This window comes from Polaribacter sp. Asnod1-A03 (assembly GCF_045063585.1).
Taxonomy (GTDB): Bacteria; Bacteroidota; Bacteroidia; order Flavobacteriales; family Flavobacteriaceae; genus Polaribacter.
In genome coordinates this window covers 1,168,990-1,192,514 of sequence record NZ_JBEFOE010000009.1, presented here as the reverse complement: position 1 = coordinate 1,192,514, position 23,525 = coordinate 1,168,990, and the positions used below count along the sequence as shown (strand labels likewise).

Annotated in this window: 23 protein-coding genes; 14 read left to right on the top strand and 9 right to left on the bottom strand. The window is 26.8% G+C overall.

What is annotated here, in order from left to right; translation table 11 throughout:
• Positions 1-19 precede the first annotated feature (19 nt).
• Positions 20-1,372: a 30S ribosomal protein S12 methylthiotransferase RimO gene (gene rimO, locus ACJJVY_RS05750; protein ID WP_405606052.1), complete on the top strand. Its 1,353-nt coding sequence runs from the start codon at positions 20-22 to the stop codon at positions 1,370-1,372.
• Between the two features lie 65 nt (positions 1,373-1,437).
• Here the strand turns inward: rimO and ACJJVY_RS05745 are convergent, their stop codons facing one another.
• Positions 1,438-3,915: a M14 family metallopeptidase gene (locus ACJJVY_RS05745; protein ID WP_405606051.1), complete on the bottom strand. Its 2,478-nt coding sequence runs from the start codon at positions 3,913-3,915 to the stop codon at positions 1,438-1,440.
• A 207-nt stretch (positions 3,916-4,122) separates the two neighbouring features.
• Here ACJJVY_RS05745 and bshC point away from each other — a divergent pair, with 207 nt between their 5' ends.
• The 5 genes from bshC (at position 4,123) to ACJJVY_RS05720 (ending at position 11,995) form a co-directional block, all read left to right on the top strand.
• A complete protein-coding gene (bshC, locus tag ACJJVY_RS05740) occupies positions 4,123-5,715 on the top strand; it encodes a bacillithiol biosynthesis cysteine-adding enzyme BshC (protein WP_405606050.1) in 1,593 nt (530 codons plus the stop codon).
• A 22-nt stretch (positions 5,716-5,737) separates the two neighbouring features.
• Complete coding sequence (locus ACJJVY_RS05735) at positions 5,738-7,282, top strand: hypothetical protein (RefSeq protein WP_405606049.1); 1,545 nt, start codon at positions 5,738-5,740, stop codon at positions 7,280-7,282.
• Between the two features lie 477 nt (positions 7,283-7,759).
• On the top strand, positions 7,760-9,307 hold the full coding sequence (locus ACJJVY_RS05730) for a hypothetical protein (RefSeq protein ID WP_405606048.1): 1,548 nt from the start codon (positions 7,760-7,762) through the stop codon (positions 9,305-9,307).
• Positions 9,308-9,569: 262 nt separating this feature from the next.
• Positions 9,570-10,424 (top strand): 23S rRNA (adenine(1618)-N(6))-methyltransferase RlmF, encoded by an 855-nt coding sequence (rlmF, locus tag ACJJVY_RS05725; protein ID WP_405606047.1) that lies wholly within the window; start codon positions 9,570-9,572, stop codon positions 10,422-10,424.
• A gap of 65 nt (positions 10,425-10,489) precedes the next feature.
• Positions 10,490-11,995: a DUF748 domain-containing protein gene (locus ACJJVY_RS05720; protein WP_405606046.1), complete on the top strand. Its 1,506-nt coding sequence runs from the start codon at positions 10,490-10,492 to the stop codon at positions 11,993-11,995.
• A 63-nt stretch (positions 11,996-12,058) separates the two neighbouring features.
• Here the strand turns inward: ACJJVY_RS05720 and ACJJVY_RS05715 are convergent, their stop codons facing one another.
• The 4 genes from ACJJVY_RS05715 to ACJJVY_RS05700 are packed head-to-tail and all read right to left on the bottom strand — an operon-like array spanning position 12,059 to position 16,872.
• Positions 12,059-12,988, bottom strand: coding sequence for a peptidylprolyl isomerase (locus tag ACJJVY_RS05715; RefSeq protein ID WP_405606045.1), 930 nt, complete (start codon positions 12,986-12,988; stop codon positions 12,059-12,061).
• Positions 12,989-13,012: 24 nt separating this feature from the next.
• Complete coding sequence (locus ACJJVY_RS05710) at positions 13,013-14,557, bottom strand: hypothetical protein (protein ID WP_405606044.1); 1,545 nt, start codon at positions 14,555-14,557, stop codon at positions 13,013-13,015.
• A gap of 6 nt (positions 14,558-14,563) precedes the next feature.
• Entirely contained in the window at positions 14,564-16,153 is a 1,590-nt protein-coding gene (locus ACJJVY_RS05705) for a peptide chain release factor 3 (protein ID WP_405606043.1), read from the bottom strand.
• A 44-nt stretch (positions 16,154-16,197) separates the two neighbouring features.
• Positions 16,198-16,872, bottom strand: a complete 675-nt coding sequence (locus ACJJVY_RS05700; protein ID WP_405606042.1) for a peptidylprolyl isomerase — start codon at positions 16,870-16,872, stop codon at positions 16,198-16,200.
• Between the two features lie 118 nt (positions 16,873-16,990).
• On the opposite strand from ACJJVY_RS05700, the gene idi reads away from it, so the two are divergent.
• Genes idi through ACJJVY_RS05685 form a run of 3 tightly spaced genes read left to right on the top strand, consistent with a single transcriptional unit; the run spans position 16,991 to position 18,904 of the window.
• On the top strand, positions 16,991-17,509 hold the full coding sequence (idi, locus tag ACJJVY_RS05695) for an isopentenyl-diphosphate Delta-isomerase (RefSeq protein ID WP_405611596.1): 519 nt from the start codon (positions 16,991-16,993) through the stop codon (positions 17,507-17,509).
• The gene (locus ACJJVY_RS05690; protein ID WP_405606041.1) at positions 17,502-17,915 is read left to right on the top strand and encodes a 6-pyruvoyl trahydropterin synthase family protein; all 414 of its coding nucleotides are present in this window, start codon (positions 17,502-17,504) and stop codon (positions 17,913-17,915) included. Before idi ends, ACJJVY_RS05690 begins: the two co-directional genes overlap by 8 nt.
• Positions 17,916-17,932: 17 nt before the next feature.
• On the top strand, positions 17,933-18,904 hold the full coding sequence (locus ACJJVY_RS05685) for a type I phosphomannose isomerase catalytic subunit (protein WP_405606040.1): 972 nt from the start codon (positions 17,933-17,935) through the stop codon (positions 18,902-18,904).
• Between the two features lie 31 nt (positions 18,905-18,935).
• Here ACJJVY_RS05685 and ACJJVY_RS05680 read toward each other — a convergent pair whose 3' ends face one another.
• Complete coding sequence (locus ACJJVY_RS05680; RefSeq protein ID WP_405606039.1) at positions 18,936-19,103, bottom strand: lmo0937 family membrane protein; 168 nt, start codon at positions 19,101-19,103, stop codon at positions 18,936-18,938.
• A 104-nt stretch (positions 19,104-19,207) separates the two neighbouring features.
• Here ACJJVY_RS05680 and kdsB point away from each other — a divergent pair, with 104 nt between their 5' ends.
• The 5 genes from kdsB (at position 19,208) to ACJJVY_RS05655 (ending at position 21,879) form a co-directional block, all read left to right on the top strand.
• Complete coding sequence (gene kdsB, locus ACJJVY_RS05675) at positions 19,208-19,936, top strand: 3-deoxy-manno-octulosonate cytidylyltransferase (RefSeq protein ID WP_405606038.1); 729 nt, start codon at positions 19,208-19,210, stop codon at positions 19,934-19,936.
• Positions 19,937-19,941: 5 nt separating this feature from the next.
• On the top strand, positions 19,942-20,643 hold the full coding sequence (locus tag ACJJVY_RS05670; protein ID WP_405606037.1) for an HAD family hydrolase: 702 nt from the start codon (positions 19,942-19,944) through the stop codon (positions 20,641-20,643).
• Positions 20,640-21,266, top strand: a complete 627-nt coding sequence (locus ACJJVY_RS05665; RefSeq protein ID WP_405606036.1) for a CatA-like O-acetyltransferase — start codon at positions 20,640-20,642, stop codon at positions 21,264-21,266. The genes ACJJVY_RS05670 and ACJJVY_RS05665 overlap by 4 nt, the downstream gene beginning before the upstream one ends.
• 29 nt (positions 21,267-21,295) lie before the next feature.
• Entirely contained in the window at positions 21,296-21,556 is a 261-nt protein-coding gene (locus ACJJVY_RS05660; RefSeq protein ID WP_405606035.1) for a hypothetical protein, read from the top strand.
• A 128-nt stretch (positions 21,557-21,684) separates the two neighbouring features.
• The gene (locus tag ACJJVY_RS05655; protein WP_405606034.1) at positions 21,685-21,879 is read left to right on the top strand and encodes a hypothetical protein; all 195 of its coding nucleotides are present in this window, start codon (positions 21,685-21,687) and stop codon (positions 21,877-21,879) included.
• Positions 21,880-21,919: 40 nt separating this feature from the next.
• Here the strand turns inward: ACJJVY_RS05655 and ACJJVY_RS05650 are convergent, their stop codons facing one another.
• The 3 genes from ACJJVY_RS05650 to ACJJVY_RS05640 are packed head-to-tail and all read right to left on the bottom strand — an operon-like array spanning position 21,920 to position 23,507.
• Positions 21,920-22,369 carry a sensor of ECF-type sigma factor gene (locus tag ACJJVY_RS05650; protein ID WP_405606033.1) on the bottom strand — a complete coding sequence of 150 codons (450 nt, stop codon included), beginning with the start codon at positions 22,367-22,369 and terminating at the stop codon, positions 21,920-21,922.
• A 4-nt stretch (positions 22,370-22,373) separates the two neighbouring features.
• Complete coding sequence (locus ACJJVY_RS05645; protein ID WP_405606032.1) at positions 22,374-22,922, bottom strand: hypothetical protein; 549 nt, start codon at positions 22,920-22,922, stop codon at positions 22,374-22,376.
• 33 nt (positions 22,923-22,955) lie between these two features.
• The gene (locus ACJJVY_RS05640) at positions 22,956-23,507 is read right to left on the bottom strand and encodes an RNA polymerase sigma factor (RefSeq protein ID WP_405606031.1); all 552 of its coding nucleotides are present in this window, start codon (positions 23,505-23,507) and stop codon (positions 22,956-22,958) included.
• Positions 23,508-23,525: the final 18 nt, after the last annotated feature.

The window sequence follows — 23,525 nt, the reverse complement described above, 5'->3', positions numbered from 1 at the left end:
TCGCTTAAAACATAATACAATGCGTACAAAAACCATCAAAAAAAATAAGATTAACGTTGTAACTTTAGGTTGTTCTAAAAACGTTTACGATAGTGAAGTTTTAATGGGGCAATTAAAAGCCAACGGAAAAGAAGTTGTGCATGAAGATGTAAATGATGATGGAAATATTGTTGTAATAAATACTTGTGGATTTATTGGTAAAGCAAAAGAAGAGTCTATAGATACTATTTTGCATTATGCACAAAGAAAAGAGGCGGGAGAAATTGATAAAGTTTTTGTTTCTGGTTGTTTAAGTGAGCGTTATAAACCAGATTTAGAAAACGAAATTAAAAACGTAGATCAATATTTTGGTACGCATGATTTACCAAACCTTCTACAAGCTTTAGAAGCAGATTATAAGCATGAATTAATTGGGGAACGTTTAACAACAACGCCAAAACATTATGCATATTTAAAAATTGCAGAAGGTTGCGATAGACCTTGTTCTTTTTGTGCAATTCCTTTAATGAGAGGTAAACACGTTTCTACTCCAATTGAAGAAATTGTTATAGAAGCTACTAAATTAGCCGAAAAAGGAATTAAAGAAATTATGTTAATCGCTCAAGATTTAACATATTATGGTTTAGATATTTATAAGAAAAGAGCTTTAGCAGAATTGTTAGAAGCTTTGGTAAAAGTAGAAGGAATTGAATGGATTCGTTTACATTATGCATTCCCTACTGGTTTTCCGATGGATGTTTTAGAGGTGATGAAACGTGAACCTAAGGTTTGTAATTATTTAGATATTCCTTTACAACACATTAATACTGAGTTGTTAAAATCAATGAAAAGAGGAACGACTCATGAAAAAACAACATCTTTAATTTATAAATTTAGAGAAGCTGTACCAGAAATGGCAATTAGAACCACGTTAATTGTTGGTTATCCTGGTGAAACAGAAGAAATGTTTCAAGAATTAAAAGATTGGGTAGAAGAAATGCGTTTTGAACGTTTGGGAGCTTTTGAATATTCTCACGAAGAAAATACTGGCGCTTATGTTTTAGAAGATGATGTTCCAGCAGATGTTAAATTTAAACGTGTAAATGAAATTATGGAAATTCAATCTCAAATTTCTTGGGAATTGAATCAGCAAAAAGTGGGTAAAACATTTAGATGTCTGTTTGATAGAAAAGACGGAGAATATTTTTATGGAAGAACAGAATTTGATTCGCCAGATGTAGATAATGATGTAATTGTGGATGCTAAAGAACATTACATTAAAATAGGTGAATTTATAGATATTGAAATTCATGAAGCTGGAGATTACGATTTGTATGGAACACCAGTTGTTAAGCAAGAAAAGCCAGTTTCTTTACATAAAAAGAGAAAATAAATATATAACACATAAAAAAACCACTCATTAGAGTGGTTTTTTTATGTGTTATATAATAAGAAATGTTAATTTAAATCATCAGAATTTAATAGAAAAACAGCATTTGCTAAAAATAATTTTCCATTATCCCAAAAAGATCTGAATAAAGGATTGTCTACCATATAAATAATACTTCCTCTTCCTTTTTGTTCTTCACCAAATAATAAAGATTCAGGCACTTTTTTAACAGCTTTACTACCTGCATAACCAGAAATGTTTTTAGTTCCTTTATCAAAATAAGCAACATTACCACCGTTTTCTAAATAATCATAAGTAGATCCGCTTAATTTTAAAGAAAAATATTCGTCATTATAACCAAAAGCTAAAGGATGGCTAGCATCAACTTTACTTTTAAAGATTGCACCAGTAATTAAGTTACGAACACTTTTTCTTTCTAGTTCTGCATAAGGAGTTAAATTACTTTTGATAGTGTCTTCTTTAGATTTTTTACTTTTAAGAGCAAAACCTTTTTTATCAGCAAAACTACTTAAAGCACCACCAATTGTAATTAAAGTTCCTCCAGAACGTGTAAAAGTTGTTAATTTATCTAAAGTACTTTTATCTAATACACTACTATAACGACCATTAGGAATTATAATAACATCGTAACTAGAAAAATCTGTTCTACTAAAATAATCTGAGTTTATTACAGTTAAAGGGTATTTTAATTCTTGTTCAAAAAAGTGCCAAATTTCTCCAAAACTTAAAGAAGAAGTTCCTTCTCCAGAAAGTAAAGCTACTTTCTGTTTGTTAATAGGTTTTACGCTATAAGAACCAAAATCTAAACCAGCATCAACAAAACCAGTAGAAACAGGTTGAATTTTTCTGTTGTTGCTATTAGAAATAGCAAGTAATTTACTATCAAAATCAGCAAATCGGTTATCATTTCTTAAGATAACTAAAGTTCCTCTTTCGTAAGAATTTCCTTCTAAAGAAAAAGGTTTTTCAGCAAAACGAGGAGTTATATTTTCTTTTAATAAAGTGGCTAAAAACTTAGCATCTTCTATACTATTCCATTTTGCAATGTAAGCATAAGCATTTTTATCAATAGAATTTGTAATATTTTTTGTAATTGTAAAGGTAGTTGTAGTTACTTTAGTTTTGGAAGCAACTGCATTAAAACCATAAGCGTATGGTAAAGACCAAGCTGTAATATCGTAAGTTAAAGAATCTACTAATTTAGCTTTAGGTTCAAATAATACTTTAACCATTGTCCCTTTTGGTTGATTTGTATGTATTACTAAATCTCCTTTAGAAGTTGTAAATTTTTCTTCTTTTTGAGTGCCATAATTGTAACCTTTTATAGTTCCGCTGTTTGCAAATTCATATTTAATTTCGTGCGTATTTAATAAGTTTTTTAAACGATTTGTTTTATCATCATTATCGTTTTTTAAAACAAAACTTTTATAATCAGAATTATTATTATCGAAGAATTTTTTAAACTCAGTATTTAATTTTTCTGCGTTTTTAGATGAAATTTCTACAGTAGATAAACCCGTTGTCATGTGGTGAGTTGCTCTTGATGTTAAAGTTAAAACTTCCCCTTCATTAGTAGTAATACCTAAACCTGCACGTCCATGACCTGCTTGTTCATAAGTCATACCAATTGCTCCCATATAAATCGGGTAAGTGTCTCCATAACTCGGGTATAGTAAATCGAAACTTTCTTTTGTAAAGTATAACCAACCTTCTTTATCAAAATAACTAGCGTGGTTTTTTCCTATTTGTGTTTGAAAACTTCTTTGCCAATCTGTAATAACTTCATGAAAAGGTTCTGCTGCAGGTGCAAAATAATACGGACTATTAATACCTTGTTCATGAAAATCTACATGAACATGTGGCATCCATTTATTATACATTTTTATTCTTTGCTGAGACTCAATTTGAGTTACCCAAGCCCAATCTCTATTTAAATCAAATAAATAATGATTTGGTCTTCCTCCAGGCCAAGGTTCATGATGTTCTTTTGCATCTTGACCTATATCAAAAGGAGTACTTTTTACCTGATTGTACCAATTTACATAACGGTCTCTACCATCAGGATTAATACAAGGATCCATAATAACAACTGTGTTTTTTAACCAATCTTTCTTATTAGTTACCAGTTCGTAAATTGTTAACATAGCAGCTTCTGTACTAGAAGCTTCATTACCATGTACATTATAACTTAACCAAACAATGGCTTTTTTATTATCAGAATTTCCATCAATAATTCCTGTTTGAGCAAGATTATTTTTTCTGATATTTTCTAAATTATCAATATTTTCTTGAGAAGAGATGTAACTCACATACAAAGGTCTATGTTCATTAGTTTCTCCGTATTTTTCTAATGTAACGTTAGAAAGAGTTTCGCTTACATATGTAAAGTAATCTACTACTTTATGGTGTCTTGTAAAACGACTTCCGATTTCGTAACCCAAAAATTCAGAGGGAGATTGTATGGTTTGAGAGAATAAGCTTCCTATAGTAAAGAAAGCACTAAAAAGTAATAGTTTAAGCTTCATATAAATATAATTTTAACCAAATGTAACGAATATTTTTTTTTGTTATTCTATAAAAAAATCTGAAACTTGTTAAAAATTTGTTAGATTAAATTTAAGTTTTCGACAAAGATTTAAAATATTCGTATTTTTATAAAAAAATTAACCAAATCGCATGAACACTATATCAGACTCTGATTGTTGCAAAAAAAATGTTATTTTTATTTAAGTATGAAAGTAACACAAATTCCATTTAAAAAAACAGGTTTTTTCTCTAAAACCATGATTGATTACTTAGAGAAAAAAGAAGAAATACAACCATTTTATAATAATTTTCCTGATATTTCTGGTTTTCATAATCAGATAGAAGAAAAACAAAAATCTTATAGATTACAATCTAGATTAGTTTTAGCTGATGCTTTAAAAAAGCAATACAAAGGTTTTAAAACATCAGAAAAAACGAAAGAAAATATAGCTTTATTAAAGCAACAAAATACGTTTACAATTACAACAGGTCATCAATTAAATTTGTTTACTGGGCCTTTATATTTCTTGTATAAGATTATTTCTGCAGTTAATTTATGTGAAGAATTATCAGAAAAATTTCCTGAGCAAAATTTTGTTCCAGTTTATTGGATGGCAACAGAAGATCATGATTTTGATGAAATTAATTATTTTAATTTTAATGGAAAAAAAGTACAATGGAATAGAGAAGATGGTGGTGCTGTAGGACGTTTTTCAACAGAGGGATTACAAGATGTTTATGAAGTTTTTTCTAGTCATTTAGGAAATTCTAGAAATGCAGAATTTATTAAAAAATTATTTTCTGAAGCATACTTAGAGCATGCTAATTTAGCAAAAGCAACACGTTTTATAGCAAACGAATTATTTGCAGAATATGGTTTAGTTATTGTGGATGGTGATGATACCGATTTAAAAGAGTTATTTGCACCATTTGTAAAAGACGAATTAGAAAATGAAACTTCTTTTAAAGAGGTTTTTAAAACTATTGATGAATTAGAGAAAAATTATAAAATTCAAGTTAATCCTAGAGAGATTAATTTGTTTTATTTGGGTAATGATTTTAGAGAACGTATCATTTTTGAAGATGGATTGTATAAAGTAAACAATACAAAAATTACATTTTCTAAAACAGACATTTTAAAAGAAGTGGCAGAAAATCCGAAAGCATTTTCTCCAAATGTTATCATGAGACCTTTGTATCAAGAAGTAATTTTACCAAATCTGTGTTATTTAGGAGGTGGAGGAGAAATGGCTTATTGGTTGGAGTTAAAAGGTTATTTTAATAAAGTAGCAATACCTTTTCCTATTTTATTGTTACGTAATTCTGTACAAGTTGTATCAGAAAAGCAAGAAAAAAAGTTAAATAGATTAGATATTTCTTTGGAAGAATTGTTTTTAAATCAATTTGATTTACTGTCTAAAAAAGTAGTTGAAAACTCAGAAATTAAAGTAAATTTTGATGAAAAGATTCAGTTTTTAGAAAATCAATTTTCTGAATTACAAAAAGTAGCTATTAAAACAGACATCTCTTTTAAAAATGCTGTAAAAGCTCAAGAAAGAAAACAAATAAAAGGTTTAGAAAATTTACAAAAGCGTTTGTTAAAGGCAGAGAAAAAAAGACAGAAAGATTTAGTTGATAGAATTACCTTATTACAAAATGATATTTTGCCAAATCAGAGTTTAGAAGAACGTCAACGTAACTTTTCTGAGTATTACTTAGAATATGGCTCTTTATTTATAGAATCAGTAAAAATGTCTCTAAAACCTTTATCGCTTGAATTTACAGTAATTACTTTGTAATTTAGGGTTTTTATAATTGCTAATGCCTACAAAGTTTTTTTACTTTTTTATATTTTTTTTACTTTTTATAAGCTGCTCTACTAAGAAGAGTGGCCAGATTACTTATGATAATCTAGAAGACAAAATACAAGATGCTTTTTTAGAAGCAGAATTACATGATGATGTAAAAACATTAATTCCTGTTTTATTTTTTATAGACAAAAATAATATTGTTTTTAAAGATACATGTGTCTTAAGTAAAGTCTACCATTTAAAGGCTATAAAATTTAGAACAATAAATAACAATAAAGATTTTTTAAAATATGCAATGAAGTCTGTTAATGTTGCTAAAAACTGTAATGATTACATTATTAATGTTGCTTCTAATAATTTGTTAGGTATATTTTATCATGAAAATGATGATTATTTAAGATCTATTGATCATTATAAAAAAGCAATTTCTTATGGTAAAAAAAGTGTAGATAATTCTTTTATCATAGATACTTATGTCAACCTCACTAAAATATATACATTAGAAAATAATTGGAAAGAGGTTATAGCAAACGCGAATAAAGGGATTGTATTAGCTAAAGATAGTGAAGCTAAAAAAGATAGAATAAAATATTTTTATATTTTTTTGGCAAAAGCTTATACAAGTTTGTTTCAATTTGATCTAGCAGAAAGTTATTTAGTGGAAGCAATAAAGAATACTGAAAACTCTAAAGAACCAATAATAGAACAAGAAACTATAAAGTTTTATAGAGAAATATATTTAATTTATGCAGAATTAAATAAAAAACAGAATAATTTTGAATTAGCTTATAATTATATGAAAGATTCAGATTCTTTATCTGTATTAGCTAATCAAGTAAATAAAGATAGAGTTAGAAGCTATTTGAGTATAGAAGATAATTTAGAAAAAAAATTATTAATTAGTAAACAGAAAATAATTTCTAATCATAGAATTATTTTAATTGGTTGCATCTTTTTTTTATTGATAAGCTTTTGTCTTATTTACAGAAGTAATTATTTTTCCAAGAAACTGAAGGTTGTAGTAAATGAAAAAGAAGAGTTAAATCATATAATTCTAAATAATTTTTATGAATTAAAAGAAACACATAAAGGTTTAATTTTAAAGAATAAAGAAATAGAAAAATTATTAAAATATAATGAACAAGCATTACTAACAAAAACTTTAAAAATTTCTAATTATAAAGACGCTATTAATAATGTAATAAAAAAGATTAATTTTTTAATTGAAGATAAAAAAGGTATATCTGGTAATAAAATGCATTCTGTTAATAGGTCTTTGCAACTCATTATTTCTGAAGAAGGTATTTGGGAAGATTTTAAAATTCAATTTGAAAAAAATAGGCCCTATTTTTTTAAAAAATTATTAAAAATTGCTCCAGATTTATCGATAGTAAATCAAAAACACTGTGCATATGTAGCTATTAATTTAAGAAGTAAAGAGGTAGCTAATATTTTAAATTTATCAACAAGAAGTGTTGAGACTACTAGATATAGGATTAAAAAGAAATTAAAAATTGAAAAAGAAACGTTACAAGAATTTCTAGCTAGATTATAACAAAAGAAAAGTCATTTATAAATAATATAAATGACTTTTATAAATTTTAAAGGAAAAAGAATGGGGGAATAATAACTTAATACAACAAATTTAGTTTTTATATCTAGTTATTTAATAGTTGTAGTAGTTATGTAGTACCAATATCTACTTAAAAATATGTATTTTAAGTTTCAATTAATTGATTTTAAGTATTTTATTTATTTTAATTGATCTGTATTTTTCTACTTAAAAATATTTGAAGTAAATTAATAAGTGATTTTTAAACAGGTATAGAAAAGTATATAAGGACTTAGATGATGGAATTAGATTATTTAAAATTTATACTAAATTGGGTTTCAAATATTTGTTTCTATAATTTTTCTAAATATTATTTAAAATTCAGCTTTTTATTTGTGAAATTAGTAAAAATTGGTTTTAAATGTTTATCACTTGAATTTACAATAATTACTTTGTAATTTGTGATTTTTATAATTGCTAATGTCTTTTAAATTTTTTTACCTATTAATATTTTTTTTAATTTTTGAAAGTTGCTCTACTACGATAAAGAGTGATCATGTTACACACGATAATCTAGAAGAAAAAATACAAAAAGCTTTTTTAAAATCAGAATTTAATGATGATACAGAAAGTTTAATTCCTGTTTTATTTTTTATAGATAAAAATAATATTGTTTTTAATGATGTATGTATTTTAAGTAAAGTTTACTATTTAAGAGCTATTAAATATCGTACAGTAAATAATGATGAAGAATTTTTAAAATATGCTAATTTGGCGGTTCAGGTTGCAGAAAAATGTCATGACAATACAATAAAATCTGTTTCAAATAACTTACTTGGTATATTTTATCACATCAATAAAAATTTTTCACTATCTATTAAGTATTATAAAAAAGCGATTTCTTATGGAGAAAAAAATACCGATAAATCTTTTATAATCGATATTTATATTAACCTATGTAAGCTATATGTAGAAAATAAAAATTGGTATGAGGTTATAGATTATGCTAAAAAAGGAATTATTTTAAGTGAAAAAGATGATGTGAAAAAAGTAAGATTAAGATCTTTTTACACATTATTAGCAGAGTCTTATATGAATATTGGTCAATATGATTTAGCCGTATTTAATTTATCACAAGGAATAAAAATAATAAAAGAGAGTAAAGCAAATAATTTCTTAATTGATTCCACAAAATCTTATAGAGAAATATATTTAATTTTTGCGGAGTTGAGTAAAAAACAAAATAAGCTTAACCTAGCTTATAAATACATGAAAGCTTCAGACTCATTATCTGTGTTAGTAAACCAAGAGAATAGAGATAAAATAAGTAAATTTTTAGAAGCAGAAAATGATTTAGAAAATAAATTACTAGTTAGTAAACAAAAAGTAATTTTTAATCATAGAATTATTTTAATTGGTTGTGTACTGTTTTTATTGATAAGTTTTTTTCTTATTTATAAAAGTAAAAAGTTTTCTGATAGATTAAAAACACTCTTAAAGGAAAAAGAAGAATTGAACACCAAACTTTTAAATAATTATGATGAATTAGAAGAAATTTATCAAAAGTTAAAATTAAAAAAAGTAGAGATAGAAGGATTGTTAAAGTTTAATGAACAAACATTGTTAACTAAGACATTAAAAATTTCTAATTATAAGGACGCTGTTAATAATGTAATAAAAAAGATTAATTATTTAATAGAGGATAAAAAAAGTATACCAAGTAATAAAATGCATTCTGTAAATAGATCGTTGCAACTTATTATTTCTGAAGAAGATATTTGGGAAGATTTTAAAATTCAATTTGAAAAAAATAGGCCTAATTTTTTTAAAAAATTATTAAAAATTGTTCCAGATTTATCTGTAGTAAATCAAAAACATTGTGCATATGTAGCTATTAATTTAAGAAGTAAAGAGGTGGCTAATATTTTAAATTTATCTACAAGAAGTGTTGAGACTACTAGATATAGGATTAAAAAGAAATTAAAAATTGAAAAAGAATCATTACAAGAGTTTTTAAATAAGTTGTAAAAAAGAAAAGTCATTTATAATTAATTACAAATGACTTTTACAAGTTTTGAGGGAAATGAATGGGGGAATAATAAATTTATATAACAAATTTAGCTATTATATTTAGTTATTTAATTGATGTAGTAGTTATGTAGTATCTTTGTGTATCTTTAAATGTTTTAATTAAATCTTAAGTTATTGAAATATAGGTTTTTATTTAATTATTTTTTGTTTTATTGTAAATGTTTGTTGTAAGGGAATAACAGTTTAATTAAGATTGAATATGAGAAATAAAGGATTACATCCAAAAAATAAGTTTAATAAAGGTTATAATTTTGATGAACTTCTTAAAAATAATCCTACTTTAAAAGATTATGTTACCAATAATACCTTTGGTAATTTAAGTATAGATTTTTCTAATCCGATAGCAGTAAAAGAGCTCAATAAAGGTTTGTTATTTTCTTATAATAAGATTTCTAATTGGAATTTTTCCGATGAAAATTTATGCCCACCAATTCCAGGACGTTTAGATTACATACATCATTTATCAGATTTACTTTCATTAGAAAAAGATATTAAAATTTTAGATATTGGTACAGGAGCAAGTTGTATTTATCCATTATTAGGTGTAGCAGAGTATGATTGGAATTTTGTAGGATCTGATATAAGTTTAGATTCTTTAGATTATGCACAAGATATAATTGATGATAATAATTTAGATTCTTATATTGAGTTAAGACAACAATTTAATGAAGAACATATTTTAAAAGGAATTTTAGAAGAAGATGATTTTTTTTCTGCCACCATGTGTAATCCGCCTTTTTATAGATCTGCAGAAGAGGCACAAGGTGCAAATAGAAGAAAGGCTAGAAATTTAGGAAATAATGCAGTAAGAAATTTTTCGGGTAATAATAACGAACTTTGGTATGTAGGAGGTGAAAAAGCTTTTTTACATAATTATTTATATGAAAGCTCTTTATTTAAAGAGAAAAGTAAATGGTTTACAAGTTTGGTTTCTAAAAAGGAAAATGTTGAAAGTTTAGAAAAATCATCAAAAAAACTTGGAGTAGTTGAGTTTAAAGTAATTCCAATGAATCAAGGGAATAAAGTAACAAGAATTGTTTGTTGGAGATTTTAGTTTTTTTAAATAAGATAAAAAACTAATGATTAATTATTAAAAACATCCATAAAAAACACGATTTAATGAAAAAGAATTTTGCTAGATTTAAGAAAAGTTTCATATTTATTACTATTTTATTATTGTCCTTATTTCTTTTAAACATTTTTGTATCTAAAAAAATTAATTCGATTTTAGAGGATAAATTAGGAGAAAAAGGATTTGAATTTGAAGGTAAATTTTCTACTAATATTTTATTTGGAAATATAGACTTAACAGAAGTTAAAATAACTAAGGATAGTCTTTTTCTTAAATCTAATTCTATAGAAGTTAAAGGAATCTCTTACTTTAAGTTTTTAATGAATGATGTAGTAACTGTAAATTCTATAATTATTAAAAACCCTTTACTGTCTGGTAAAATAACTAAAGATATCTTTAAGAATAAAATAGAAAAAGATGCTACTAGTAAAAAACAAAAAGATTTTAAAATAGGCGATTTTAAAATTTTAAATGGTTCTTTAAATATAGTAGATGAAGATTTAAAAAACACTAAAATTAAAAAATTAAATATTGATTTTAAAGATGTTGTAGTTGATAATAAAATAAAGACTGCTTTTCCGTTTTCTTATAATGATGTTAATATAGAAGTTTTAGACTATCATAAGAAAATGTCAGAAATTCAAGAATTAAATGTAGATAACATTTCTATAAGTAAGAATCAATTTACTTTTAATAATTTAGAAATTAATCCTTTAAAATCAGAAGCTGAGTATGATAATTATATAACTGAAAAAAAAGGGCTAATGTCCTTAAAAATTCAAAAAATTGAATCACCAAATTTTAAAATGATTGCTCTAGATAGTTTGTCTATCTATTTAGAAAAGTTAAATGTTGTTGATGTAAATTTTGAATATTTTTTAGATAAAACCCGCTATCCTACTTCTAATAAATATAAAAAACTTTACAGTAAAGCTTTAAGAGAATTACCATTTCATTTAAAAGTAGATCAGATAGATATAATAAATTCTAAATTAATCTATAAAGAACTTACAGATAAAGAAAAGGAGCAAGGGGTATTGGTTTTTGATGACTTAAATGTGTCTATTAAAGGTATAGATAATGATAAAAAAAATAAGACTGATACAGAAGTTAACATTCAAACAAATTTTATGGGAACTTCTCCTTTAGATATAAAATATAATTTTGCTATAAATAATCTACAAGATAAATTTAGAATAAGAGGAACTTTAAAAAATGTAACATCTAAAAATATGAGTTCTTATATTTCTCCTGCTCTACATGTTAAAATGGAAGGCTTTATAAATAGAATGGATTTTGACTTTGAAGGAAATGAGTCTATTTCTAATGGAGAGTTTAATATTGATTTTAAAAATTTTAAAGTTAAAATTTTAAATGAAAAAAGAGAACTAGATAAAATACTAAGTTTTCTCGCCAATATTTTTGTAAAAGATTCTGCTAAAGATGGTGTGGTAATAGTTGATGTAGAAAATATAGAAAGAAATAAAACCAAGTCTTTTTGGAATTTTTTCTGGTTAAATATTAAAAAAGGTTTACAGGAATCATTATTATAAATGACAAAAAAAAACCGAAGTAACTTACTTCGGTTTTTCTATATATTCTAAAAGATTAGAATTTTATTTTACATCCATTAACTCTACATCAAAAATTAAAGTAGCATCAGGTGGTATTACACCTCCTGCACCTGCAGAACCGTATGCTAAGTTAGATGGTATAACAAAACGAGCTTTGTCACCAACTTGTAGTAATTGAATTCCTTCATCCCAGCCAGAAATTACCTGACCAACGCCAACATTAAAATCAATTGGTTGTTTTCTTTTGTAGGAAGAATCAAAAACGGTTCCGTCTAATAATTGTCCTTTATAATGTACAGAAACACCAGCTCCTTTTGTAGCTTTTTTTCCTGATCCTTTTTGTAAAATTTGGTAACGTAGACCACTAGCCGTTTCTTCGTAACCAGCAGCTACTTTATCTAACATTTCTTTTTGAGCTGCTTTGGCTTCTGCTTCTCTTTTTTCTCTTGAACCTTCAAAAGTTCTAAAAGCTTCTATTGCATTAAAAGCTTCTGCTTCTGTACCAACTTTAATGATTTCTACTTTCATGTCATCACCTTGTGCAATTGCATCAACTACATCTTGCCCTTCAATTACAGAACCAAAAACAGTGTGTTTACCATCTAACCAAGGGGTAGGTACGTGAGTAATGTAAAACTGACTTCCGTTTGTAGCAGGACCAGAATTAGCCATTGCTAACTTCCCAGGAGCATCATGTTTTAAGTCAGGATGAAACTCGTCATCAAATTTATAACCTGGGTTTCCTGTTCCTGTTCCTTGTGGGCAACCACCTTGTATCATAAAATCAGGAATTACTCTATGGAATTTTAAACCATCGTAATAAGGAGTTCCTTGTTCTTTTACTGAATTTTCTAAATTTCCTTCTGCTAAGGCTACAAAATTACCAACAGTTCCTGGAGCTTTTTCTTCTTCTAATTTTACTAAAATTTCACCTTTTGGAGTGGTGAATTTTGCATATATTCCGTTATTCATTTTTATTAAATTTAATTCTACTTTTTATTTGTTTACTGATAGAGTTCCAAAGTTAAAACTCAATCCGATATTTATATTATTAGCATCCACATTACCAAAAGGAGAAATAAATTTTCCTCCTGATGCAAAAACAGAAAAATTATCCACTAATTCATAGTTTAAACCTATAGTAGGTCTTATAACAACTCCTTCTTCAGTATCAACACCTGCACCACCACCTGCACCAGCCATTAAATCTACAAATAGGTTTAATTTGTTATTTAAAAAAGAATTTGTTTTTGCACCCAAACCAATTAACCCATTAGCATATCCACCAGATCTACCATCATACGCAAAACCAGCTTCTCCTACTAAATAAATGTTTTTAAAAAGATCATATTTAATTTGAATTGCTAAAAGTTGTAAATCAACTAGCAAAATGTTATCAGGATCATCAGTTTTGTCAACATCAAAATAAGTTTGATTCTGTAAGTTAAAATTAAGTCCTTTTATTGTGTAATCGGTAGCTTTATTTTCAGCAGGGTTTACATTTCCTCCATTTAACCCAAAATATTTTAAGCCTAAACCTACAGTGTAAGCTTCAAAATCTCCATCTAAAGCTCTATAATAACCACCATGACCACTTAAAGCCATATTTTTAGTTATTTTTAAATCAATTCCAGCAGAGGGATATATTGTTATCCCACCTTCTAGAGCAATTCGTCCTCCTGCAGCACCGATACCTAGTTTTGTAAATAGATTTATATATTTGGTTTCATATGGTTGATATCCAGCTCCGAAAAATAAATCCATAAAGCCAGCACGTAAACCTTTATATATAGCATCCGTGTGTACAAAAAGAAATGTATTATCACTAATGTACTTTTGATATTCAAAACCAACTAAATACAATGTTTCGTTTAAAGTACTTCCATCATCTTTTTTTGAATTTCCGAAAGGTTTAAAAAAATCGAAACGAATTTGCTGTGCATTTTTTACAGGTTCTTTCCAATAAGTACTATTGAACTTAATTGAATTGTTACTTGTAATTTCTTTGTGAGTATTTTTATAATCTGTGAACTCTAAAAGGCTTGGTATTTCAATAAAGAAAGAAATTGCATCATCTTTTATTACTCCGGTGTAAAAGTTTAGATAACTATATTGTACACCAAAAGAAAAGTTTTTTCTTTTGTATTGTAATCCTAAATTAGAATTTATAAAGGCACCATCATTTATATATTGTCGATAACCACCACCACCACCAAAATGGAAATTACCATCAAAATATAAATTTTTATATAATTTTTGGTTAACTCCTAACTCTGCTCCCAAAGTAAATAATCCACCTTGATCTCCTGTAGCAGCAAAATAAAAAGCTGTTCCGGCATATAGCCAATTATTTAAAGGAATTTGATAATGTAAACCCGCTAAACCCATTGTCTGCTCTAACTCTGGATATTTATCAGAAGGCATAGAAACAGGTATAAAGTTCAATCTAACTTTATTATTTACTTCTTTAACTTCTATATCTTGAGAAAAACAAGAAAAAGAAAAAGTGCAGATGGCTATTAGAAGGTATTTTTTTATCATCTCTTTTTATTTAAATTCACTCGTAAAATGTAATTTTACAGTAGGATATTTACTTTGTGTCATTTGAATTGTAAAAGCCGAATCCGCTAAAAAGACTAATTGACCTTGTTTGTCTTTTGCTAAATAACGTTGTTTTACACGTTTAAATTCTTTGAATTCTTCGTTTTTAACATCTTTTGGTTCTACCCAACATGCTTTGTGTACTTGTAAGTTTTCATAAGTACATTTTGCTCCATATTCATGTTCTAAACGATATTGTATAACTTCATATTGTAAAGCACCAACTGTACCAATAACTCTACGACCATTCATATCTAAGGTAAATAATTGCGCAACACCTTCATCCATTAGTTGATCTAAACCTTTATATAATTGTTTAGATTTCATTGGGTCTGCGTTGTTTACGTAACGGAAATGTTCTGGAGAAAAACTTGGTATTCCTTTAAAGTTTAATTGTTCTCCCTCTGTTAAAGTATCACCAATTTTAAAGTTTCCGGTATCATGTATACCTACAATATCACCAGGAAAAGATTCATCTACAATTTCTTTTTTCTCAGCAAAGAATGCATTTGGGCTAGAGAATTTTACCTTTTTACCATTACGAACATGTAAATAAGGTGCATTTCTTTTAAAAGTACCCGATACAATTTTTATAAAAGCTAAACGATCTCTGTGTTTAGGATCCATATTTGCATGGATTTTAAATACAAAACCTGTTAGTTTATTTTCTTTAGAATCTACTAAACGTTCTTCTGCCTTTTTAGGTTGAGGAGAAGGAGCAATTTCTATAAAAGCATCTAACAATTCTTTTACTCCAAAATTGTTTAAAGCAGAACCAAAAAATACGGGTTGTAATTGTCCTTTTAAATATTCTTCTTGATTAAAAGCAGGATATACTTCATCAATCAATTCTATTTCTTCACGTAAAGTTTCTGCAGCAGTTTCACCAACAATTTTATCTAATTCAGGATTAGAAAGGTCATCAAACTCTACACCTTCAGAAATTGAAGTTTTATTATCACCAGAAAAAAGATTTAATTTCTTTTCCCAAATATTATAAATTCCTTTAAAATCGTATCCCATACCAATAGGGAAACTCATCGGAGTTACTGTTAAACCTAATTTTTGTTCAACTTCGTCTAACAAATCAAAAGCATCTTTACCTTCTCTATCCAACTTGTTGATAAAAACCAACATTGGTATGTTTCGCATTCTACAAACTTCTACTAATTTCTCCGTTTGTGGCTCAACACCTTTTGCAACATCAATTACCACAATAACACTATCTACAGCAGTTAAAGTTCTAAAAGTATCTTCTGCAAAATCTTTGTGACCAGGCGTATCTAAAATGTTTATTTTTTTATCTTGATAAATAAATGCTAAAACAGAAGTAGCAACAGAAATACCTCTTTGACGTTCAATTTCCATAAAATCGGAAGTTGCACCTTTTTTAATTTTATTATTTTTTACGGCTCCAGCTTCTTGTATTGCACCACCAAAAAGTAACAATTTTTCTGTTAAAGTGGTTTTACCAGCATCTGGATGCGATATAATACCAAATGTTCTTCTACGTTCTATTTCTTTTAAAAAACTCATCTACAAAATTTGAGGTGCAAAGATAGGTTTTACTAAGAGAATTATCAATCTAAAATTTCAACAGTCATATGTATATCGTTCGTAGGCCATTCATCAACCCCAACTTTTACTTTAGAAATTTTATCCATAGTATCAAAACCAGAAATTACTTCTCCAAAAACGGTATGCTCATTATCTAAATGATGGGCTCCTTTTCTATTATGTACAATATAAAACTCAAAAGGATTTGATAATTTGTTAGGATTATCTTCCCAATACCTAGTAGCAGCTAAAGCTCCGTATTTATGCGTTCTGTTTTTTCTAAACTCTGGTTTTATTAAATAATTTCCATATAGTCTTCTTTGTTGTTTTGTATAGGTTTCATCAGAATTACCTCCTTGGATAACAAAGTTTTTAGCAACTCTATAAAACTCTGTTGTATTAAAATATTTAATTTTGGTTAGAAAAATAAAATTAGCTCTGTGAATAGGTGTATCATCATATAAACGCAATTTAATATCACCAAATTTAGTTTTAATAACAACTTTAGTTTCTTTGTTTTTCTTCTCGTATTCTGTAAAAAAAGCTTCAACATTCTTGCTGTTTAAACTATCCCAACGTTTTATAACTTTTTTTTCTTTTTTAATTTCCTTTTTAGGAATTTCAACTTTTTTTTCCTCTTTACATTGATAAAAGATAGAAATAAAGATTAGAAAGTAGAAAAGTTTAAAAAATTTCATAAAGAATTTAGTTTTTATAACACAAATATAAAGTATCAAAATAAAAGAATTGATAAGTCTTATTGTTTTGTATTTATTTTATGTTTTATTAGAATTCTATTTTATTATTTTTGCTTTTATGGAAGAACAAGTTGTTTTAGTTGACGAGAAGGATAATGCTATTGGATTAATGCCAAAAATGGAAGCACACGAAAAAGCTCTTTTACACAGAGCATTCTCGGTTTTTGTTTTTAATAAAAAAGGCGAGTTAATGCTGCAACAAAGAGCAGCACATAAATATCATTCACCATTATTATGGACAAATACTTGCTGTTCTCATCAAAGAGATGGAGAAACTAATTTAGAAGCAGGTAAAAGAAGATTACAAGAAGAAATGGGGTTTGTAACAGAGATAAAAGAAGTTTTTTCTTTTATTTATAAAGCACCTTTTGATAATGGGTTAACAGAGCATGAGTTAGACCATGTTATGATAGGTTATTATGATGATAGCCCAGTAATAAATAAAGAAGAAGTAGAAGACTTTAAGTGGATGACTTTAGAAGACGTAAAGACTGATATGGAAAATAATCCGCAAGAATATACAGAGTGGTTTAAAATTATTTTTGATAAATCTTTTGAAAAACTAACAAATGCCTAGAGTAACCGTTCATAGAAAAGCCCATTTTAATGCCGCTCATAGGTTGTATAAAAAAGAATGGTCTGATGAAAAAAACTTTGAAGTTTTTGGTAAATGTAGCAACCCTAATTATCACGGACATAATTATGAACTAGAAGTTTCTGTAACAGGAGAAGTTGATAAAGAAACTGGTTTTGTAATGGATTTGGCTATTTTAAGAAGGCTGATTAGAACTGAAATTGAAGATGCTTTTGATCATAAAAATTTGAATGTAGAAGTAGAGGAATTTAAGAATTTAAATCCTACAGCAGAAAATATTTCTATTATTATTTATAATAAACTTAGAAAAAAAATTATAGAAAACTTAGATTTGTCTATAAAATTATATGAAACTCCTAGAAATTTTGTAACTTATTCTGGAGATTAAAACCTTAAAAAAATAAAATGAAACAACTATTAAAATTTACACCTATTCTTAAAGATAAAATTTGGGGAGGAGAAAAACTAATAAAAGTATTAAATAAAGATTCTGATAGAACTGACATTGGTGAAAGTTGGGAACTTTCTGACGTAAAAGGAGATACTTCTGTAGTTTCTAATGGAGGTTTAAAAGGTAAAGATTTAAAAGAATTAATTTCTGAATACAAAGCAGAATTAATGGGAGAAAAAATTTACAATCATTTTGGTGAAAAATTCCCGCTTTTAATAAAGTTTATTGATGCAAAAGAAGCTTTGAGTATACAACTACATCCGCATGATGATTTGGCAAAAGAACGTCATGATTCTTTTGGTAAAACAGAAATGTGGTACGTAATGCAAGCTGATGAAAAAGCAAACTTAATTGTTGGTTTTCAAAAAGAAGTTACATCTACAGAATATTTAGAGCATTTAGAAAACAAATCTTTGTTAGATATTTTAAATGTGGATGAAGTAAGTAAAGGAGATGTTTATTTTATTCCAACAGGTAGAGTACATGCCATCGGAGCAGGAGTAATGTTAGCAGAAATACAACAAACTTCTGATATTACCTATAGAATTTACGACTGGGACAGACCAAATCCAGACGGAACATACAGAGAATTACACACAGAAGAAGCAATTGATGCTATCGACTATTCTGCACAGGAATCTTACAAAAGCGTGTATTCTAAAGAACAAAATACATCATCAGAAATTGTTTCTTGTCCTTATTTTACAACGAACGTTTTACCTATAGAAGGAGAATTATCTATCAACCATAATGATAAAGATAGTTTTGTAATCTACATGTGTGTAGAAGGTAGTGTTGAGTTCAAATATGAAAATCAAACAGAAAAATTAAAAACAGGAGAAACTATTTTGGTTCCTGCTTGTATAAAAGACATCACAATAATTTCTGAAGAAAAATCAGAATTACTAGAAGTTTATATAAAATAAAAGCTCAGAATTTCTGAGCTTTTATTTTATTTTATAAAGGTTTTCTACCACTAATAATGTTGTAAAGTATTGATACGATTGCTATTACTAGTAGAATGTGAATTAAACTTCCTAATGCTATTCCAGCAACAAATCCGAAAAATCCTAATATCCAAACTATAATACAAATAACGGCTACAAGCCAAAGTAAACTTCTCATAATAAATATTTTTTTGGTTCACTACAAAGTTACAAGTAGTGTACTGTGCTTATTAACGCTATCCATTTAAATATTATCTTTGATACAAAATTAAAAATCAATAAATGAAAATCATTGCAATGATTCCTGCACGTTATAGTGCTTCTCGTTTTCCTGGTAAATTAATGAAAGATTTAGCAGGAAAACCTGTTATTTTAAGAACTTATGAAGCGGCTTTAAAAACCAATTTATTTGATGATGTTTTTATTGTTACAGATTCTGATGTAATTTTTAAAACAATAGAAAATGTAGGAGGAAAGGCAATAATGAGTAAAAAAGAGCACGAATGTGGTTCTGATAGAATTGCCGAAGCTGTAGAAAATATGGATGTAGATGTTGTAATAAATGTACAAGGTGATGAACCTTTTATAGACACAGCTTCTTTGTCTAAATTAGTAGCGGTTTTTAAAAAAGATACTAATAAAGAAGTCGATTTAGCTTCTCTTAAAGTAGAAATTAAAGATAAAGAAGATATCGAAAACCCGAATAATGTAAAAGTAATTACCGATGTTAATAATATGGCAATTTACTTTTCTAGAAGTGTAATTCCGTATCACAGAGATAAAAGTGTTGATTTAAAGTACTATAAACATAAAGGTGTTTATGCGTTTAGAAAACAGGCGTTAATCGATTTTTATAATACACCAATGACGCCTTTAGAAGCAGCAGAAAAAATTGAAGCAATTAGATATCAAGAAATTGGTAAAAAAATAAAAATGGTAGAAACAGATGTAGAAGCTGTTGGTATTGATACGCCAGAAGATTTAGAAAAAGCAATAGAATTTTTAAAATAATAAATATGGATAAAATAAGTAAAAACATTAAAGTAATTGCTTTTGATGCAGATGATACTTTATGGGTAAATGAAACTTATTTTAGAGATGCAGAACATCAATTTGCAAAATTATTAGCCAAATACGAAACTGAAAATAAAATTGATCAAGAACTTTTTAAAAAGGAAATAGATAATTTACCTCTTTATGGTTACGGGATTAAAGGTTTTGTATTGTCTATGGTAGAAAGTGCTTTAGAATTGTCTAATTATCAAGTTTCGCAAAAGACAATTGAAAGTATTTTAAACATTGGTAAAGAGATGTTAGAAAAACCAATTGAATTATTGGACGGAATTGAAACAGTTTTAGAAAAATTACAAGGAAAATATAAGTTAATTGTTGCTACAAAAGGAGATTTATTAGACCAAGAACGTAAATTAGAAAAATCGAACTTGTTAAAATATTTTCATCACATAGAAGTTATGAGTGATAAAAAAGTGAAAGATTATCAAAAATTAATCAACCATTTAGATATTAAACCATCAGAATTTTTGATGATTGGTAATTCTTTAAAATCAGATATTTTACCTTTAATAGAAATTGGTGCAAGCGCTATACATGTTCCTTTTCATACAACTTGGGCACACGAAGAAGTAAATGACAATCAAAAATCTGATGTTGCTTACAAAACACTTACTAATATTACAGAATTAGTTTCCTTGATATGAAGTATTTAGATATTGAAAACTGGAATAGAAAGCAACATTTTAATCATTTTAAAAATTTAGAAGATCCTTATTTTGCCCTTACTGTAAATGTAGATGTTACCAAACTGTACAATGAAAGTAAAACATCAAAATATTCTTTTTTTGTGCTGTATTTACACGCTTGTTTAAAAGCATTAAATACTATAGAAAATTTTAAATATAGAATAAAAGACGATAAAATTGCTATATGCGATGTAATACATGCATCTGCAACCATTGCAAGAAAAGACCATACTTTTGGTTTTTCTTTTATCTACTTTTCTGAAGATATAAATGAGTTCAATCAAAATTTTTTGAATGAAAAAGAACGCATTTTAAATTCTACAGATTTATTTCCACCTATAAATTCTGATGATTGTATTTATTGCTCTGCTTTACCTTGGCTTTCTTTTACAAGCCAAAAAGAGCCAAATTCTGGTGTTAAAAATGAGAGTGTTCCTAAATTTTCTTTTGGTAAAACTTTTACAGAAAATAATATAATTAAAATGCCTGTAGCTATTGCTGTAAACCATGCTTTGGTAGATGGTTATCATATTGGTTTATTTTTTGAAGAATTTAAGAAGCAATTAGATAAAAACACCTAAATTTGCACCATTAAAATTTATAATAAGTTATGGCAAGTATTAAAAACTTAAAAAAAGATATTAATTACGTTTTAGGTGATGTTATTGAGTATGCTTTAGATGTATCAGCTTTAAAAAACGCACCAGAAAAAGGTGAGGAAATTATTGATGAAGCTATTGAAACGTTTGATAGTTTAATTTCTAAAGTAAATGATAGTAAAGTAGAGAACAAAAAAGCCCACTTTAAATCAATTAATCAAGAATTAGAAGATAAAGCTAAAGGTTTAGTAGAAAAAATTAATAGTTTATAATCTTAACAGATTTTTAAAGAAAATTTAAGACCATCATTAAAAAAATGATGGTCTTTTTTATTAAATTTGGTTAGCTATACTAAAACGATATAGTTTACGTTATTAAAATAATATAATACTAAATTACAATGGCTAGAGCAATGTTTGAGTACACTAAAACTGTACTACAAAAAGTGAGTTTCAATTCTGATTTGTTTTATAAAGAAGTAGAGAAAGCATTAAGTAGATTGTTACCTTATGAAAGAGATGAGCTAACAATTTGGTTAAAACAATTTACAGCAAATAAGCCAGAATTATACTCTTGTATGACATTAATTAACTAAAAAAAAGGGAAGCCATTTGGCTTCCCTTTTTTTTATAAAGTTATTTTTTATTAGAATTTCCTTTTTTATACTTATTCATCAATTTTCGACCAAACTCCATTTCTGCAATTTGTAGTTGAATGATTTTTTTGTAAGAAATTATCTCTTTTATATCTGAAATAAATTTACTCTGACATTCGTAAATTTGCTTATCAGTATCAAGTTTTATTTTAATTATTTTTTCAGCTTCATTTTCAGAAATAGAAGTTTTTTCTTTAAAAGCTTTCCTCATTTCTGTTCTTATTTTAGACCTTAAAGAGTGTTGTTTCTCATCATTACTATTATAAATTGGCCAAAATTTTTGAGCTTCGCTAGAAGTTAAATTTAACTGCTCTGTTAAATAAGCAATTTTAAGAGCTTTAATTTTTTCTCTACCATCTTTTGCATCTTGTGCGTTTACAGAAAAACCGCAAAGAAATAGAATAAGTGTAAAAGTTAATATTTTTTTCATAATTTTAGTTTTCACCTAATTCATCAAATAAAGAAGAGTTATCTATAGAGGTTATATAATCTTCTATAGTTTCATCTTCTATTGAAGAAAAAGAAAAATCGTTTTCATTTAGAATATCTTCTTGTAAAACAAGAGCAATATCATTTGTATTCATAGGGTTAAAATCTAACCAGTTTTCTATATCGTTTTCAGAAAGAGAATCTAAATTTAATTCTTCTGTTTGATTAAAAATAAAAGAGTTTAAACCGATAAATAAAATAATAGAAGCCGCAGCAGCAAAAGGGATAATTTTAAATAATTTAGTTTTTAAAGAAACTACTTTTGTTTCTTTTTCTGTTGTTACTGTAACTTTAGCTAAAATATTATCTTCTAAATTTTTAAAATAAGCATCAGGTACATTAAAACCATTTTCTTTTGATAAGTTTTCTTCTGCTATTCTAATGTCGATAATATCTTCAATAGAGTCAAAATAGTTCTTAGGGACAGAAAAACCGCTTTTCTTACCTAATATTGAGTTTAAATACTCTTCGCTATTTTTTATTTTATTTTCCATGATACTCATTAGACCTTACTTTTGTAAAAAGGTTTAATTTGTTTTTAATTTTATATAGTTTTCTATTTTCTTAACTGCATGATAATAAGATGCTTTTAAGGCACCAACAGATGTTTCTAAGATAGATGAAATTTCATCATACTTTAATTCATCAAAATATTTCATATTAAAAACTAATTGTTGTTTTTGTGGCAATGTAGCTATTGCTTTTTGTAAAACTATCTGAATTTCATCTCCAGTAAAAAAGTCATCACTATTTAAAGAAGAGGTTAATTCTTGTTGATAATCTTCTATATCTACATTTCTTTGTTTTGCCCTTTTATTAATAAACGTTATAGATTCATTGGTTGCAATTCTATACATCCAAGAATATAACTTACTTTCTTGGTTAAATTTATCAATGTTTCTAAAAATTTTAATAAACGTATTTTGTAAAACATCATCTGCATCGTCATGAGAAATTACAATTTTACGAATATGCCAATACAAGCGTTCTTTATAGAGAGTTATAAGTTCTCTAAATGCTTTTTCTTTGGTATTAACATTTTTTAATTGTTGTATTAAAAGAGTTTCGTCCTTATTCAACTTTTAGTTTTATTATAT

Bases quoted from the DNA above. Each gene is read 5' to 3' on its own strand.
- ACJJVY_RS05745 (WP_405606051.1), bottom strand. From the start codon at position 3,915: ATGAAGCTTAAACTATTACTTTTTAGTGCTTTCTTTACTATAGGAAGC.
- ACJJVY_RS05710 (WP_405606044.1), bottom strand. From the start codon at position 14,557: ATGATAAAAAAATACCTTCTAATAGCCATCTGCACTTTTTCTTTTTCT.
- ACJJVY_RS05660 (WP_405606035.1), top strand. From the start codon at position 21,296: ATGGCAAGTATTAAAAACTTAAAAAAAGATATTAATTACGTTTTAGGT.
- ACJJVY_RS05670 (WP_405606037.1), top strand. From the start codon at position 19,942: ATGGATAAAATAAGTAAAAACATTAAAGTAATTGCTTTTGATGCAGAT.
- kdsB (WP_405606038.1), top strand. From the start codon at position 19,208: ATGAAAATCATTGCAATGATTCCTGCACGTTATAGTGCTTCTCGTTTT.
- rimO (WP_405606052.1), top strand. From the start codon at position 20: ATGCGTACAAAAACCATCAAAAAAAATAAGATTAACGTTGTAACTTTA.
- ACJJVY_RS05680 (WP_405606039.1), bottom strand. From the start codon at position 19,103: ATGAGAAGTTTACTTTGGCTTGTAGCCGTTATTTGTATTATAGTTTGG.
- ACJJVY_RS05685 (WP_405606040.1), top strand. From the start codon at position 17,933: ATGAAACAACTATTAAAATTTACACCTATTCTTAAAGATAAAATTTGG.
- ACJJVY_RS05705 (WP_405606043.1), bottom strand. From the start codon at position 16,153: ATGAGTTTTTTAAAAGAAATAGAACGTAGAAGAACATTTGGTATTATA.
- ACJJVY_RS05665 (WP_405606036.1), top strand. From the start codon at position 20,640: ATGAAGTATTTAGATATTGAAAACTGGAATAGAAAGCAACATTTTAAT.
- ACJJVY_RS05650 (WP_405606033.1), bottom strand. From the start codon at position 22,369: ATGAAAAAAATATTAACTTTTACACTTATTCTATTTCTTTGCGGTTTT.
- ACJJVY_RS05730 (WP_405606048.1), top strand. From the start codon at position 7,760: ATGTCTTTTAAATTTTTTTACCTATTAATATTTTTTTTAATTTTTGAA.
- bshC (WP_405606050.1), top strand. From the start codon at position 4,123: ATGAAAGTAACACAAATTCCATTTAAAAAAACAGGTTTTTTCTCTAAA.
- rlmF (WP_405606047.1), top strand. From the start codon at position 9,570: ATGAGAAATAAAGGATTACATCCAAAAAATAAGTTTAATAAAGGTTAT.
- ACJJVY_RS05735 (WP_405606049.1), top strand. From the start codon at position 5,738: ATGCCTACAAAGTTTTTTTACTTTTTTATATTTTTTTTACTTTTTATA.
- ACJJVY_RS05690 (WP_405606041.1), top strand. From the start codon at position 17,502: ATGCCTAGAGTAACCGTTCATAGAAAAGCCCATTTTAATGCCGCTCAT.
- idi (WP_405611596.1), top strand. From the start codon at position 16,991: ATGGAAGAACAAGTTGTTTTAGTTGACGAGAAGGATAATGCTATTGGA.
- ACJJVY_RS05715 (WP_405606045.1), bottom strand. From the start codon at position 12,988: ATGAATAACGGAATATATGCAAAATTCACCACTCCAAAAGGTGAAATT.
- ACJJVY_RS05655 (WP_405606034.1), top strand. From the start codon at position 21,685: ATGGCTAGAGCAATGTTTGAGTACACTAAAACTGTACTACAAAAAGTG.
- ACJJVY_RS05720 (WP_405606046.1), top strand. From the start codon at position 10,490: ATGAAAAAGAATTTTGCTAGATTTAAGAAAAGTTTCATATTTATTACT.
- ACJJVY_RS05700 (WP_405606042.1), bottom strand. From the start codon at position 16,872: ATGAAATTTTTTAAACTTTTCTACTTTCTAATCTTTATTTCTATCTTT.
- ACJJVY_RS05645 (WP_405606032.1), bottom strand. From the start codon at position 22,922: ATGGAAAATAAAATAAAAAATAGCGAAGAGTATTTAAACTCAATATTA.